The 14353-nt window shown below is 59.6% G+C and carries 15 protein-coding genes; 7 read left to right on the top strand and 8 right to left on the bottom strand.

Features of this window, described 5'->3' with window-relative positions; genetic code table 11:
• Nucleotides 1–92: 92 nt before the first annotated feature.
• The 5 genes from MQW79_RS09620 to MQW79_RS09600 all read right to left on the bottom strand — a co-directional run bounded on the left by MQW79_RS09620 (nucleotide 93) and on the right by MQW79_RS09600 (nucleotide 4912).
• A complete protein-coding gene (locus tag MQW79_RS09620; protein WP_476584282.1) occupies nucleotides 93–875 on the bottom strand; it encodes an ABC transporter permease in 783 nt (260 codons plus the stop codon).
• Nucleotides 872–1624 (bottom strand): ABC transporter permease, encoded by a 753-nt coding sequence (locus MQW79_RS09615; RefSeq protein WP_476584281.1) that lies wholly within the window; start codon nucleotides 1622–1624, stop codon nucleotides 872–874. Before MQW79_RS09615 ends, MQW79_RS09620 begins: the two co-directional genes overlap by 4 nt.
• Nucleotides 1621–2412 (bottom strand): ABC transporter ATP-binding protein, encoded by a 792-nt coding sequence (locus MQW79_RS09610; protein ID WP_476584280.1) that lies wholly within the window; start codon nucleotides 2410–2412, stop codon nucleotides 1621–1623. The genes MQW79_RS09615 and MQW79_RS09610 overlap by 4 nt, the downstream gene beginning before the upstream one ends.
• Nucleotides 2409–3818: an amidohydrolase family protein gene (locus tag MQW79_RS09605; protein ID WP_476584279.1), complete on the bottom strand. Its 1410-nt coding sequence runs from the start codon at nucleotides 3816–3818 to the stop codon at nucleotides 2409–2411. Before MQW79_RS09605 ends, MQW79_RS09610 begins: the two co-directional genes overlap by 4 nt.
• A 65-nt stretch (nucleotides 3819–3883) precedes the next feature.
• Nucleotides 3884–4912, bottom strand: a complete 1029-nt coding sequence (locus MQW79_RS09600) for an ABC transporter substrate-binding protein (RefSeq protein ID WP_476584278.1) — start codon at nucleotides 4910–4912, stop codon at nucleotides 3884–3886.
• Nucleotides 4913–5045: 133 nt separating this feature from the next.
• On the opposite strand from MQW79_RS09600, the gene MQW79_RS09595 reads away from it, so the two are divergent.
• From MQW79_RS09595 to MQW79_RS09585, 3 genes are read left to right on the top strand one after another with little or no spacing between them, the layout of a single operon-like run.
• Entirely contained in the window at nucleotides 5046–5999 is a 954-nt protein-coding gene (locus MQW79_RS09595) for a MurR/RpiR family transcriptional regulator (protein WP_476584277.1), read from the top strand.
• 18 nt (nucleotides 6000–6017) lie between these two features.
• Nucleotides 6018–6935, top strand: coding sequence for a nucleoside hydrolase (locus MQW79_RS09590; RefSeq protein WP_476584276.1), 918 nt, complete (start codon nucleotides 6018–6020; stop codon nucleotides 6933–6935).
• Nucleotides 6935–7546, top strand: a complete 612-nt coding sequence (locus MQW79_RS09585; RefSeq protein WP_476584275.1) for a nucleoside 2-deoxyribosyltransferase — start codon at nucleotides 6935–6937, stop codon at nucleotides 7544–7546. The genes MQW79_RS09590 and MQW79_RS09585 overlap by 1 nt, the downstream gene beginning before the upstream one ends.
• Nucleotides 7547–8378: 832 nt before the next feature.
• Here the strand turns inward: MQW79_RS09585 and gdhA are convergent.
• Nucleotides 8379–9734: an NADP-specific glutamate dehydrogenase gene (gdhA, locus tag MQW79_RS09580; RefSeq protein ID WP_476584274.1), complete on the bottom strand. Its 1356-nt coding sequence runs from the start codon at nucleotides 9732–9734 to the stop codon at nucleotides 8379–8381.
• A 139-nt stretch (nucleotides 9735–9873) separates the two neighbouring features.
• Nucleotides 9874–11058: a hypothetical protein gene (locus MQW79_RS09575; RefSeq protein WP_476584273.1), complete on the bottom strand. Its 1185-nt coding sequence runs from the start codon at nucleotides 11056–11058 to the stop codon at nucleotides 9874–9876.
• A gap of 133 nt (nucleotides 11059–11191) precedes the next feature.
• Here MQW79_RS09575 and MQW79_RS09570 point away from each other — a divergent pair, with 133 nt between their 5' ends.
• From MQW79_RS09570 to MQW79_RS09555, 4 genes are all read left to right on the top strand, one after another.
• Entirely contained in the window at nucleotides 11192–11635 is a 444-nt protein-coding gene (locus MQW79_RS09570) for a DUF305 domain-containing protein (RefSeq protein ID WP_476584272.1), read from the top strand.
• A 1282-nt stretch (nucleotides 11636–12917) separates the two neighbouring features.
• Complete coding sequence (locus tag MQW79_RS09565) at nucleotides 12918–13217, top strand: hypothetical protein (protein WP_476584271.1); 300 nt, start codon at nucleotides 12918–12920, stop codon at nucleotides 13215–13217.
• Entirely contained in the window at nucleotides 13214–13417 is a 204-nt protein-coding gene (locus MQW79_RS09560; protein ID WP_476584270.1) for a hypothetical protein, read from the top strand. The genes MQW79_RS09565 and MQW79_RS09560 overlap by 4 nt, the downstream gene beginning before the upstream one ends.
• A 19-nt stretch (nucleotides 13418–13436) precedes the next feature.
• Nucleotides 13437–13655: a hypothetical protein gene (locus MQW79_RS09555; protein ID WP_476584269.1), complete on the top strand. Its 219-nt coding sequence runs from the start codon at nucleotides 13437–13439 to the stop codon at nucleotides 13653–13655.
• A gap of 49 nt (nucleotides 13656–13704) precedes the next feature.
• On the opposite strand, the gene MQW79_RS09550 is transcribed toward MQW79_RS09555, so the two are convergent.
• The gene (locus MQW79_RS09550) at nucleotides 13705–14172 is read right to left on the bottom strand and encodes a hypothetical protein (RefSeq protein WP_476584268.1); all 468 of its coding nucleotides are present in this window, start codon (nucleotides 14170–14172) and stop codon (nucleotides 13705–13707) included.
• Nucleotides 14173–14353 lie beyond the last annotated feature (181 nt).

Here is a 14353-nt window from a genome sequence, read left to right as displayed (position 1 = left end):
ATTAAGTGGGCCTAGGTCTGAACTACACCTGCGGCATTTTGGGATTCCAGACCCTATTCCGCAACTCACGTCTTGCTCAGGATACGGAACGTTTAAGTCCACCGTTCCCGGACTTTGCCCTCCAATGCAACCACCATCACGAAGAGCACAACCGATCCTGTTGTAGCGCACACGCTAGCACCAAGAGCGCGTTCGGTATTGAAAGCTTGACTGGCGGCATGCAGTAGCTGCCCGAGGCCGCCGGCGCTCATCAAGAACTCCGCGACCAAGGCGCCCAATATCGCGTTGGCGGTCGCCAAGCGCAGCGCCACTGTCCAACTGGGCAAAGCGGCGGGCAACGCTAGCAGACAAAGCCGCTGCAGTTTGCGCGCTCCAAGAACCGAAACCAGATCCGCGCTTCCGGGCGGCAGCAGGCGGAGGCCCGAGCCGGTAAATACAAAAAATGGGAAGAACGAGAGTATAGCGACGATCGCGAGCACCGTTTCGGTGCCGTATCCGAGCATGCGTGCCAGAATCGGGATCATGGCGACCACCGGGACCGAGGAAAAGATCAAGCCAAGCGGTGTCAGCACGCCATTGAGCAGGCGCGACGCCCAAGCGAGGATCGCCAGTGTGGTCCCCGCCAGCATGCCGACCAACAATCCGCCCAGTGCCACTGTAGCGGTTTGCAGGAAGCTGGCGAAATAGAGCGTTGGGTTTGCCAGGATATCGGCCAATACGGCCCACGGGCGAGGCATGACGATAGCGTTGAAGTTGTTGAGCAAGACCATGGCCTCCCACAACAACAGGATCACAGCTATCGCCCAGAAGTTGAGGAGGGCGCGCGTCGCCCGCTTGGCAAGCGTTGCGACCGAAGAGGGGGAGGCTGAATTCATCTGTAGCGCTCGTGCACGATGCGTTCGAGGAAGGTCATGGCCGCAAAAAGAACAAGCGAGGTGGTCGCTACGAGCACGACGACGCTCCAGAGCAGGGATATCTGGAAGTTCTGCATCGCGTTGACGATTAGAATGCCCAAGCCGCGAGGCGCGCCGAACCACTCTCCGATGATGGCGCCGATCAGGGCGGCGGGAACCGCCAGCTTCATGCCGCTGACGATGCCCGGAAATGCTGCGGGCAAATCGACGTGGAGGAAACGCTTCAGCCCCGAGGCGCCGAGTGCCGACATGAGGTCGCGCTGGGTCTGGGTCGACGAAGCAAATCCTGAAGCGCCCGAAACATAGAATACAAAAAATGCGTTCAGTGTAGCGATCGCTGCCGGAGCTGCGTCGCGGCTGAGCAAGACGATGAAGATTGGAGCCAAGGCAATGGAGGGAATGGCGTGTATCACAGCCGTTGCTCGGTCAGTACCTGGACGGAGTGACGGTACGATCTGGCCGAGCATAGCAAAGGCAAGGCCCGCCAGGGCGCCCATCAAATAGCCCGCCAAGGCTGAACTCAGAGTGGATGAAAGCGCCCGGCCAAACAGCGCAGACCGAGAAGGATCGAGGAGAAGCGCAACCACGGTGGAAAACGGCGGCCATGTCATGCCGACCAGTCGCATTTGACCTATCAGTTCCCAGGCGCCCAGCAACAAGGCAACGCCCAGGGCGCCGAGCAGGAACGATTCTGTGCGCTCGCTTATCAACTCCCGATCCCCTGCGTAGGGTGGAGAGTTTCGGTCAGTTGATCCACCAATTCATGGAACTGCGCTGTGCGCATGACGTCAGGATGGCGCGGGCGGGCGAATGGCACATCCAGTTCAAGCACTACCTTGCCCGGTCGCCCGCTCAGGACGATCACGCGGTCGGCCAAAAACAGGGCTTCTTCCACCGCGTGGGTCACCAGAAGCGTTGAAATCTGCTTTTCGGACCAGATGCGCTGCAATTCCACGTTCATTTGCCGGCGCGTCACGGCATCCAGCGCGCCAAAGGGCTCGTCGAGCAGCAGGACTTCGGGGTCGAGCACCAGGGAGCGTGCAATGGCAGCACGCTGGCGCATGCCACCCGAAAGCTGCTTGGGACGTGCAGCCTCAAAGCCCGCAAGACCAACCAGTTCGATCAGCGCCTTGACCTTGCCGTGCTCGATGCGGCGGCCAGCGATACGGAACGGGAGCTCGACATTTTGCTGAACGGTTAGCCATGGAAGCAGTGCGTGCTCCTGAAACGCAATGCCAAGCCTATGGGCGGCGACGAGTTCACGGGGTGCACGACCTTCAACGCTCACCGACCCGGTGGTAGGCTTTTCCAGCCCGGCCACCAGACGCAACAGCGTGCTCTTGCCACAGCCGCTGGGGCCCAGCAGCGCCACAAACTCACCTTTACCCACCGTGACTGTGGTATCGGACAACGCGGTCAATTGCTTGCCCCCGGGCAGGGAGAAGCTCTTGCTTACGCCGGTAAAGTCGATTGCGGTGGCAACTGGCACAGTGCTCATGCGACCAGCGCCTCGAAGCGCATCATGAGTTCGGGCCCCCGTGCAGCAAGCCGAGCCTTGATTGCGTCGATGTCGACGGTCAGGAATTCTCTTTCCTTCATAACCAGCTTGCCGTCCACGATAACGCTGCGCACATCTCGTCCTACCACCGTGCTCGATACGGCAAACAAGGGATCCAGAATTGGCTGCTGATCCATCTGGGAGGAATCCACCAAAAGCAGATCTGCGCGCTTGCCGACTTCCAGGCTACCCAACTCGTCGGCAAGGCCGAGGGATCGGGCGCCGCCGCGCGTAGCGATGGCCAGCAGTTCCTCGCTGGAGATAGCGGTGCGCATGTGCCAGGGCGTGCCGGCCAGGGCCTGTTGGCCGATCCGGGTTACATGCGCCACCTGGAAGATATCGAGCGAACCCCACGCTGCGGCACCGTCCGTGCCCATGCCAATGTCAATTCCCTTGCGCCACATCTCGATCAGTCTGGGCGCGCCAATGGAATAGTTATTGAACCCGCAATGGCAGGCTGAAGGGCGATGCTTGACGTAAAGGTCCACTTCATCAGGCGACAACAGAACCGAGTGGGCGCAATGAAGGTGATGATCAAGCACGCCCAGATCGGCCAGATACTCGGTGGGGCGCTTGCCGAAATGCTCCAACGCGTAGTCGATCTCATAGGCGCCTTCGCAAAGATGAGTGTGGATCTTGACGTCCAGCTCCCGCGCCGCAGCGGACATCGACTTGATGAGTTCGGGGCTGCAGACAATGATCTGGCGCAGGCCCAGCCACGCCTTGACGCGGTCCTGGTCCTGGTCCGCCCAGCGCTTGACTAGCTCGATGTTGCGATCATACGCCTGCTGGGTGTTCATCATCATCGACTGAGGTACCGAAGCACCCACGTTCGAGGTTTGATCGACGGTCGAAAGGGCAATGAAGCCGCGGATGCCAACATCGAGGGCAGCCTGGCCCATGGCGTCCGGATGAGGGCCGCCCGCTTCGGCAAAGCAGGTCGTGCCGACACTGATCATGTTGGTGTAGGCGACAAGCCCCGAAAGCTCGACGTCCTCGTGGGTCAACATGCCCTCGAACGGAATATAGTAGTTCTTCCAGATCGGAATCTTGAGGGCCCGCTTGCGCTGCATCTCGAAGATCTTGCCGCGCAGCAGCTGCTGGGCGGTGTGCATATGCCCATCGATGAGCCCAGGCATGGCGATACGATCAGAGCCATTGAGGCGGGTTTCAGGCGTGAACAAAGCCGCAGCGTCGTCAGCCTTCCCCATCCAGACAATCCGCCCGTCGGAAACAGCAATCGCACCATTGCGAATGATCGTGCCTGCATCGTCCAAGGTTACAATATCGCAGCCTGAGACCAGGATATCGACGGTTTGTGGAGCAGCGTTGTTGGTGTCGGTCACTTAGATCCTCGTGACGGGAAGTGGCAATTGCGGCCGGAGCAGCCAGGGCGCTCCGGCCGGCGGTCCTAGAGGCTTGCTTGCGCTTCGGCCAGCAGACTGATGTCGAGAATGTCCGAGACAGCAGCGGGGAGCTCACGCTTCTGAACTCGCGCAACATCGTACATGGGGCCGGTCACCATGGCTTCATCGAGCCAGAACATCCCCTTGCCGTTGGCAGCCTCGACATAGGGGATCTGCAGTTCGTTCTGCCGGATCTGCTGATTGAGATCGAGGCCTAGATCCGCACCGTATTTCTCGACAACCAGACGAGCTGCCACTTCAGGATCTTCGGCATTCGCCTTCCAACCGCGCAGGAGTGCGCGAAGGTATCGCACCAAGTCGTCTCGGCGGCTTTCAAGGGTTGCCCGGTCCGTGGTGAAGATCACGCCAGGCTGAACATAGCCGAGGTCGGCCAGCAAAGTTACGATGAAGTCCTTGTCCTGCACCATGCCCAACTGCTCGAGGGTGATGGGCTGGTTGGTCACAAACGACATGTAGACGTCGCCGTCGCCCGCCAGGAGGGGCTCGGGGGAGAAGCCCGAGGGGACAAAGGTATAGTCGGGTTCGAGGTTGTTCAGCGAGAAGATGGCTTCGATGATTTCCCGGTCTGCTTCGCCCTGCGCAAGAATGCGGGCGCCGACCAGGTCACTGGCCTGACGGATCGGCTTGCCGGGCAGCGAGATGACGCCTGCCGGATTGATCGGAAAGTTCGCCCCGATCATCACGAAGTCATTTTCCCGAGCTCGTGCATCGAGCAAGGGCAGCCATTGGCCATGGGCCACCTGGGCGGCGCCGGTCGCCAGTGTCACCAGCGATTGCGGCGCATTGGGACCGCCAGCCAAGTGCTGAGCATCGATGCCTTCTTCCGCGAAATACCCGTTCTCCAGGGCAATCCAGTGGCCCGCATACTGAACATTGGGTACCCAGCCAAAAGCTGTGGTCAGCGACGCTTGCGGCTGCGCAAACGCCCTTGCACCCAAGAACGGCATCAGAGCCAGGCCTGCGGCTCCAGCGGCAACGAAACAGCGGCGTGAAATCTGCGAATTGTGTGTCATGTTCCCTTCCTTCCGGATCTCCCGGCGATCACCTGCGAGAGCCTAACAGAAACTTCTGTTACATTTCAGCTTATCTGATGTTACAAATATATCAACGGAGAAAGAGTCGATGCCCTCGCCACAGGTTGGATCCATGGAAAACCGCGGCTTTGCTGGCACTATCCCGGACCGCATCTCACGCAAATACCCCGAGTTCACCGATGCCATCAGGGTGTTTGCCGACTATGTGCTGGCCGAGCCGGTGGAGGTGGCGCGTGTCAGCATCCATGGCGCGGTGGAAAGCGCGGGGGTGTCGGTGGCGACTGCAAACCGGTTCGCACAAGCTATCGGTTTCAAAGGCTACGCAGAGTTCAGGGCAGAGCTGATTAGCGGCTTTTCATCGGCATTCGCGCCCGTCGAAAAAATACGAAACGAAATTTCGCGCCAGTCCACCAGCCGAGAGATCATCGCCGCATCCATCAAGCAGGACCTTGCAAACCTGGAGTCAACGCTCAACGAATTGCGGCCCGAGGTGTGCGAAAGGGCGGTCGACCTGATCCTTAATGCGAACCGGATCTATGTGGTAGGCATCGACAATTCCGCACACCTTGCCGGCCTGCTCGCGAGTGGTCTTGGCCGTTACCGCCACAACGTTCGAAGCCTATCGAGCGCTGACGGCGCGATTGGTGCTAGTCGCCAGCTGTTTCGCTATGGGTCGAACGATCTGGTGATCACCATCGCCTTCCCCCGATATTTCCGCGACTCCGTTGAACTTTCGCGCTTCGTGAAGGATCGCGGAGTGCCGCTGATTGCGATCACTGATGGACCTAAATCCCCGATCGCTTCCTTGACCGATACGGTGCTCTACGCTCGCGCCGAGCGCCAGCTCGCCTCGACATCAAACACCAGCGTACTGGCTCTGCTTGAAGGCCTGATTGGTGCCGTCGCGCACCGATCTCCCAACTCGGTGGAAATGGAGCAGCAGTTTGCCAGTTTTGCGCTGCCCTGGTTCGAGCCGCACTACGGGACTACGAGAAAACGTCCCAGAACCTTCCCGGCCGGGCGCAATCCGGTTCCGGTTCGTCAAACCAAGAAGAAAACCAAGTAACATCTCGAAAGTAATCCCATGATCATCCTCGATTGCGATCCCGGCCTCGATGACGCCGTTGCCATTCTGCTGCTGCTTGCGGCCCCTGAGGCAGTTGCCGGGATCACGACCGTTGCGGGCAATGTCGAGTTGCACCAGACCCAGTGGAACGCGCGAGGCATCGTTGATCACGCACCGCGGAGTGTACCGGTATACGCCGGCTGCCCCCGCCCGCTGGCGGTTGAGCACGTTCATGCCAAGCACATCCATGGCGAAACCGGCATTGCGGGCACGCGCTTTGATGCTGTCGAAACGCCCCTCGAAGACGAGCACGCAGTCGACTTCCTCACACGCACGCTTCAAGGCGCCGAGGATCGCAGCATCACCCTGTGTTTCGTCGGCCCGCTCACCAATTTGGCAGTGGTGCTGATCAAGGCTCCGCAGCTTGCGCGCAAAGTGAAGCAGTTGGTGCTCATGGGCGGAGCTATCGGCCTTGGTAACACCACGCCGGCCGCTGAATACAATATCTACGCCGACCCACATGCGGCCCGCGTGGTTTTCGAAGCTGACTTCGAGAGGGTTGTACTGCCGCTCGACACCACATCAACTGTGTTGGTGGACGGCGCGCTGGCCGAGCGTGTCGCCAGCATTGGAACGCCAGCCGCAGCTTTTCTTGCTCCGCTCCTTGCCTTGCCGGTCGCACATCCCCGTTTTGCCGGGAAGGGACGCCCCATGCACGACATGTGCGCCGTAGGATATTGTCTGTGGCCAGAGCTTTTTACCGGGCGCATGTGCAATCTCACGGTCGATTGTTCGGAGGGTCCGAGCCGGGGTCGAACGATCATCGATTACTGGGGCAACACACGCCAGCCGAACGCCATGGTCATCGATCAGGTGAACAACGAAGTCTTTCTCGATCGTTTCGTTGCAACCCTCGCCTTTCGGGTCCAGCCATAATGATCAAGGTCTATATCGCAGGTCCCGAGGTCTTTCTCCCAAACGGCTTCGAGCAGGTCGAGCGCAAGCGCGCCTTGTGCCGTGCATACGGCATGGAGCCGAGCGCCCGCCAGGGCGATTTCATCCACTATCAGGGCGGCGATAAATTCGTGTTCGGCACCATGATTGCCCGGCACAATGAAGAATTGATGCTGGAGTCAGACATTATCATCGCGAACCTGACACCCTTCCGCGGAATCAGCGCCGATCCCGGTACCGTCTACGAAGTTGGGTTTATGTGTGCCTGGGGTCGCAAGGCCTTCGGCTATAGCAACACCACCCGTTCCTATGCGGAACGGGCGTCTGAGGATCATTACAACGGCGAGGTAGAACGTGACGTGTCAGGTCGGTTGGTGGCAATGGACGGACAAATGGTGGAGGACCACGGGATGACCGATAATTTGATGATCGATGGCGGCATCGCCCGAAGTGGCGGCTTCATTCTTCGTGGCGACGTTGCAGCCGGTGATCTTCTTACAGATTTGACGGCATACGAAGCTTGTCTGAAGAAGATCACAGAGCAAACGGGCCTTTCTCACGGCAGTACTCCTTACCTTCGACAAGGTACGTAGAGCCTGCGATCGCGCAGGATCGATGTTGCGGAACTCGCCCGCGAGCGTCCAGCGCCTGCCGTGACCGAAATGGCGTACTGGGAACCGGTTGCGAGTACGAGCACGTCGTAGTAGTGGGTCGATCCATCCTCAAGGGAGATTACTAGACCGTTGTGATCGACGCTGTGACCTCTCCCATGATTACAGAAACGTTGCGGTGGGCCTCGACCAATTTCCGGATGGGTCGTCGATGTCGGCGGGAGAAAGAGCTCCGGTAGCGACCTGATAGAGCAGGGGCTGAAACAAATGATAGTTGCGCCTGTCGATGAGCAAGACATCGTGTTCGGATCCTCCGAGTTCCATGGCACAAGCCAGACCCACCGAACCCACCTCCGACAATAACAATCCTCATGCGCAAATTACTCCTTTGAGGCAGCGTTAGGCAGGTGCGGACCAGCCGAAGCAGCCGGCCGGCAGCCAGCTGTTGCTCACAAGGATGGCGCCGTAGGCGTAGAACCGGCACACCTGCGTGGTCGACGGTGACACCGTTTGGCCCGATGGGGTGAACCTTCGGCTCCAGAGCTATGACACTCTAGAGCCATATAGTCTGCTCTGCGGGGTGAGCCGGAAGTGGCACCGGCAAAGCCGCCGAGCGCACGCTGCTTGATCTTCTGAACTCCAACCCGATCGTTGAGGAAACCTTCGGCTTGGACGATACCGGCGAAAGGACTCTGGCAACGATCACATATGATCGAGCTCTGCGGTGGTTTTCCGCGCTCGGCAGCGGCTTCCCATTAGGGGTAGGAGAGTGCTCACGTTCAACCCCATCGGAACGTTTACCCTCGCATTTTGGTCAGATCACGCCTAGGGCGCGCATCGAATCCGCGACTGTCACGAACCCCGCGATGTTCGCCCCAAGCACATAATCGCCGGGAGCCCCGTATTCCTCTGCCGTTCCCGCACAGTTGTCATGGATGGTGCGCATGATCTGAGCAAGCCGCGCTTCGGTCTGCTCAAAAGTCCAACTGTCTCGCGATGCGTTCTGCTGCATTTCCAGCGCCGAGGTGGCAACGCCGCCCGCATTGGCCGCCTTGCCCGGTGCGAACATCACGCCCGCTTCCTGGAAGAGGCGGACTGCCTCGGGGGTAGAGGGCATATTAGCGCCTTCACCCACCGCCATTACCTTGTTGGCGATCAGGGCCTTGGCGTCTTGTCCCGTAAGCTCGTTCTGTGTGGCGGAGGGCATGGCCACATCACATGGCACATCCCAGATCGAGCCGTCCCGCGCCTTGATGAAGGATGTGCCGTGGCTGGCGCCCTTTAAATCGACATACTCCGAAATGCGGCCACGGCGCACCTCCTTGACCTGTTTCAATAGCTCTAGGTCTATGCCGCCTTCGTCAACGATGTATCCGGAACTGTCGGAAACCGCGATCACGGTTCCGCCGAACGACTGAACCTTTTCCACGCTGTAGATCGCCACGTTGCCGGATCCGGAAACGACGACCTTCTTGCCTTCGAAGCTGTCGTTCCGCATCTCTAACATCGACTGCACGAAGTAGGTGTTGCCATATCCGGTTGCTTCGGTTCTGGCGCGCGAACCGCCATAGAACAGAGCCTTTCCGGTCAGCACGCCCGCCTCGTAGCGGTTGGTGAGACGCTTGTACTGCCCGAACATGTAGCCGATTTCGCGGCCTCCTACACCGATGTCCCCAGCGGGCACGTCGGTGTATTCACCAATGTGACGATGAAGTTCTGTCATGAATGACTGGCAGAACCGCATCACCTCGCCATCCGAGCGCCCGCGGGGATCGAAATCGGATCCGCCTTTGCCGCCGCCGATGGGCATGCCGGTGAGGGCATTCTTGAATGTCTGTTCGAAGCCGAGGAACTTGATGATCCCGATATTGACGGAAGGGTGAAAACGGATGCCGCCCTTGTAGGGCCCGAGGGCGGAGTTGAATTGCACGCGGAAGCCGCGATTGATCTGGACCTGTCCCTTGTCGTCGACCCAGGGCACTCGGAAAATTATCTGGCGTTCAGGCTCGCAAATCCGCTCGATTAGGGCTTGGTCTAGATATTCCGGCCGCTTTGCAACAACACGTCCAAGGCTCTCCAGAACTTCTCTTACGGCTTGGTGGAATTCGGGTTCACCCTGATTGCGGTGAAGAACCTGGTCGAAAATCGTTTGAAGCTTGTCGTCGATCATATTGCCGCCCTCAGCCCAATTGCTGTGCAGGTGCATACGACGAGGCGGGGCCAATTTGAACAAGGAAAAGGCAGTCTGCCCAAATGGTCGGCGGATAGAAATAAAGGCTCGACCCTGCCGGAGCAGGGTCGATGCAGCTTCATTGCACTAACGCTTCGGGCACTGCCATGCCGTGCGGGTGTTCGGCATTAGGAACATGGGTCAGCAGTTCGCCATTGGGCGCTACGGGTACGGCTCGGTCGGTCTCGTAGTCATAGAACGCGCCGTGCAGGGTCCAGTAGCTGCCGGCGATGATTACCAGGGCGGCCACCAGTCCGGCTGGGACGCTGCCGAGAGCGGGCGCCGTGCCGTTCAGCTTCAGCCCCGAGGGCGTCGGATCGGCAGCGATCAGGAACAGCGTTCCCATGATCAAGGCGTGGCCTACCAGGTCGATGCGACCGAACGGATAGACCGCAGCCGTGAAAATGACGATCAGTGCCACGGCCGACAGGCGACGGATCAGGGCGGTCCAGAGAAGACCGAAGCCCATAGTGAACTCGGCGACGCCGGCCATCGGGATGAAGACGTCCCGGGGCATGCCGAAGGTGAGAAAAGGACGTTCTTCGACCAGCGGATAGAACCACTCGGCATAGGCGAATTTTTCAAGGCTCGACCACATTAAGGCGATGGCCACGCCCCAGCGCAGGACTACGAAACGATGCTGGTAGAATTTGCTCTCCGGGTTCGAGGCGAGAACCAGGAAGCCGGCGACACCGACGCCCAGCGCCAAGTAGTCGAGAAGGTGGAAGAAGTCGTAGTCCCGTAGCGCGATGGCCCATAGGCCAATGATGCCGGCAGCGGCCAGCGGCATCGTCCGGCGCGAGAACACCAGCAAGGCGATCAGCAATTGCAGCCACGAAACCCATTCGTTGGGCGTCTGTAGGTCTGGCGTGAGGTACACGCCGCCGACCGCAAAAATTGCCACGAAGAAGGCGCCGATGATCGCCCGCATGAAGTCATCATTGCGCGCCCAGATCGCACCGGTCAGCCGATCAAGCGACGCGCCGATTGCGGGACCGGCGGTGCTGCGCTCGACCAGGACTGTTGCCGCAAAAAATGCGAGCACCAGAACGATACCGGTCCAGAACCATCCGTTCGACAGAGTGTCGGCGATGGGGGCTGGAGCCGCGCCCACGACGTAGGGCGCGAACCACTTGACGTGGGCATGGGCAGGTGTCGCCGCCAGCAGTGCCGCGACCACGGACACGACGGGAGCACCGACCGCGACACAGCCAAGGCGCCGCCCCAATCCGCTTTGTGCCACGCCAATCCTATCGATAATCACTTTAAGCTCCATCACTGCTGCATCCCTGCCGATAAAGGCACATAAACATCCATCACCGTTGCAGGTTTGACCTGGATCAAGCGCTGCACGATTTCTTCGGCGCATGGTTGGGCCACCAGGAAAGAGGATCAAGATGAATTATGTGCAGTGGGGCGCGGCTGCCGTGCTCGGTGCCGCTTTTGTCGGAGCGCTTGTGGTCCAGGATCAGCCCGCCAGCCTCGCCGCTACCCTGCCGTTGCCCGACATATGTGGCGACGCGCAGGCGGACCATGGAGGCATGTCGATGCAGGAGCACATCGACATGATGGCGGCCCAGGCTGACGCGGGTCACGCCGCCCTGCTGCAGACGATGGAGCCCATGCATTCCGACATGATGCGCGGTATGACGGCGGCAGACTTCCAGACCGCGTTCCTCTGCTCGATGATCCCACATCACCAGGGCGCCGTAGAGATGGCGCAAGTTGCCCAGCAGTACTCCAATGACCCTTGGATACTCATGTTTGCGCAGGAAATAATTGCGACGCAGCAGGTCGAGATCGCGGAAATGCAGGCCTGGCTTGCCCGAGTTAGGAACTAGCTGGAGCAGGAGTGTGGGATTTTGCTCTAACGCCTCGGAAGCGGCTTGAACCGCAAGCTGCTGGAGAACGCTGGCTGCTCTGCTTCCGCAGCACATTACGCTTTCGGGCCGACGTTCCAGGTTGTCGAATGTCCGCTTGCCATTGGCAATGCCGATTTAGAACTTCGCGTTTGCAGCGGCCTAAAACGCTCTCGGGTTCTATCGTGAAGGTCCGCTGTCGTCTGTTCTATGGATGAACCAGAGGTGACTGGCTCGGCACTAACCATCTCTTATCTTGGTGCGGGCGAGACACCAAGCAGCACGACCGCTTTCGGCAAACCGAAATGCCCACTCACACGGCAGGAATGGGGCGCGATTCTGCCTCCAGCGATGCCCTCCGAAGAGGCGAAGTGAAGCTTGGTGTTCCTAGCTTCACTTTAGTTGTATCGCGCCATCCCAATCGAATTGCACTACGCGATAAGTGAAGGTTATCGCGTACTGGCGGCACAGGACCAAATTTTCGATACCTCGACCCAAGCTGCCCTTCGGCGGTAGAAGCCGGCGGCGCGCGAGCGTGATGGCGTACGAAGAGGTAACGGGGGTGGTAGCGAAATCGCTTCGTGATGGCGAACGGTCACCGTTCGGGAGCGGATTATTCCGCGTCAGTCGGGTGAACCCGATCGGTTACGAAACGCACCATCGTAGCCACCCGAGTACGCCAGGTGCCCAACCTCGGCGGACGTAGCCTTTCCGGCTCAATGCAGAGCGAGGGCATGTAATGCGGATCGTTATGCTCGACCCGCCTCGCTGTTCGTGCCGCCACCGCAGTCGCGGTAACTGACGGTTCGAATCCTTCCCGTTCGAGAATGAAACGAGTCATTGCTGCGACCGCCAGAGGCTCAATTCCAATGTTGACACCATCCCTGGCGACATAAAAAGCCACTGCCTCCGCAATAGCCGCGTCAATGTCACGGGCCTCCGGCGACGCAGCGGCCTTCTTGCGCTGACGCCAGGCACGTGAGCGAGCAGCGGCCTTGCGCTTCTGCTCGGCGTTCCGTTCGGCTTTGGACACGTGGGTCGGCGTGGTCATAACGCGACAAGCATCACGCCGCAACGCATGGCACAAGCTCCGTCAGGGAGTTCGACGCGCCTAGTACAGTCGGTACAGCGGTGGAGGGCCGCGCAACTACCGTGGAGATCGGAAGGGCGGTTCGTCGATGGCAATACGCCAGCAGGGGTAAATCCAAAAATCAATGGCCGGGTCCACGAACGAGATTTTGGTCCGTCAGCGTCGATCCTGATCATGCAGGACCATGACATCGGCACCATGCGGCTCGCGTCCAACGAGGCCATCGACAGGCTCGGACTGGAACCCAAAACACCGCTATCACGCATCATCCAGACTTATTTGCAGCCCTTCATCGACGATCTGGGCCGCATGGGATGCCATGTCGAAGTCGACATGCGCCGCGTCGGCACGCTCAGGAATCCCAAAGGCAAAGTTCGGGACTTCACGGTCCTCGTCAATCTCCTGCGGCCGTCCCTCGTCGAGAGAGAGAGAGGCCATCAAGAAAGCCTACGAGGGCGAGGAGAAAAGGCATGAGCGCCGAAAGTCCGGCAGCGCCAGAACCGGCGTGGCCGCAACTTGCCGCCAGTGGCCAGGTCGAGAACGTCATCGTTTTCAAGCCGGCAGCCTCGCCGATCAAGCCGCCTGAGCGCGTATCGCCATGGACCGATAAAATTGATTCCAATGGCCAGCAGATTCGCCAGGACATCAATGATAGTGATGAGATCGAATTCTAGAGCAGCAGGGAGCATGCAAATGATCGATAGTTGGGAAACAGTCGCTGTCGCACAAGCAGCCGGCCGGAATTTGCGTGCCGCTGTCGCCAAAGGGCAGCAGATCGTCGATCGCAAGAATCGCGAGCTCGGCGCGGCTTATCGCAAGATCGCTGCGCTTGAAGCAGAGCTTGCTGAGCTGCGCGGCGATCGCGTCGCCCGTCATCGTGCCGTACTGCTGGAATCGCTGTTGCAGCACTGACAGCTGTAAGCACGAAATGATTACGGGGGCCTCGCAGCCCCCGTTTGCTTTAGATCGCCGCTGGCATCAGACCCAGCTCTACGTCCTGCTCTCGCTCGCGCTGCTTACGCTTCGCTGCTCGATATTCAGCAACAGCGATCTTGTCGCGATTGAGCACGCCCCGGATCATCCGCTCGCCGCGCATATGCGCTCGCAGATCCGTGTCGCTCGCTGTCGCCACAGCGCAGTGCATCTTCTTCGACAGCGCACCGAGCCAGCTGATGTCATCTTCCGACAGCTTCGCCAGTGCCTTTTCCGGCGGCAAGTGCCCGCTTGCGATATGCGCAGCGGCCGTGCGTACTGCTTCGAGATGCTCATCTGCACGATTGTCCGCAGCATTAGGCTCCGACTGCTGCGGCTCGGCCGGCACCGCCACCAGCCTCATGACCCATTCGCCTGCCACGCGCACGCGCTGCAGCACATACTTCGGCATTGCTGCAATGAAGCGGCCGATAGCCGCCAGCACTGATTTCAACATCGGATATCTCCCCGGCCGTGATTGGCCTTTGCACGACCCTGCCGCCACCTGATGCAAGGCACCAGCCCCTCCATGCGTAGGAAACCATTCCCAACTTCGCTTTTGGGGGCAATGGATAGCGATTTCGATCCATGCCACGAATCAATGATTTCTAGGGCTGTCGAATTTCGACCCATGACCC

Source organism: Devosia sp. Micro-HW1 (assembly GCF_056341075.1).
This window is presented reverse-complemented; position numbering and strand designations above follow the sequence as displayed.

Coding starts and splice junctions, on each gene's coding strand:
- MQW79_RS09620 (WP_476584282.1), bottom strand. CDS start 875: ATGAATTCAGCCTCCCCCTCTTCGGTCGCAACGCTTGCCAAGCGGGCG.
- MQW79_RS09610 (WP_476584280.1), bottom strand. CDS start 2,412: ATGAGCACTGTGCCAGTTGCCACCGCAATCGACTTTACCGGCGTAAGC.
- MQW79_RS09600 (WP_476584278.1), bottom strand. CDS start 4,912: ATGACACACAATTCGCAGATTTCACGCCGCTGTTTCGTTGCCGCTGGA.
- MQW79_RS09595 (WP_476584277.1), top strand. CDS start 5,046: ATGGAAAACCGCGGCTTTGCTGGCACTATCCCGGACCGCATCTCACGC.
- MQW79_RS09590 (WP_476584276.1), top strand. CDS start 6,018: ATGATCATCCTCGATTGCGATCCCGGCCTCGATGACGCCGTTGCCATT.
- MQW79_RS09585 (WP_476584275.1), top strand. CDS start 6,935: ATGATCAAGGTCTATATCGCAGGTCCCGAGGTCTTTCTCCCAAACGGC.
- gdhA (WP_476584274.1), bottom strand. CDS start 9,734: ATGATCGACGACAAGCTTCAAACGATTTTCGACCAGGTTCTTCACCGC.
- MQW79_RS09570 (WP_476584272.1), top strand. CDS start 11,192: ATGAATTATGTGCAGTGGGGCGCGGCTGCCGTGCTCGGTGCCGCTTTT.
- MQW79_RS09565 (WP_476584271.1), top strand. CDS start 12,918: ATGCAGGACCATGACATCGGCACCATGCGGCTCGCGTCCAACGAGGCC.
- MQW79_RS09560 (WP_476584270.1), top strand. CDS start 13,214: ATGAGCGCCGAAAGTCCGGCAGCGCCAGAACCGGCGTGGCCGCAACTT.
- MQW79_RS09555 (WP_476584269.1), top strand. CDS start 13,437: ATGATCGATAGTTGGGAAACAGTCGCTGTCGCACAAGCAGCCGGCCGG.
- MQW79_RS09550 (WP_476584268.1), bottom strand. CDS start 14,172: ATGTTGAAATCAGTGCTGGCGGCTATCGGCCGCTTCATTGCAGCAATG.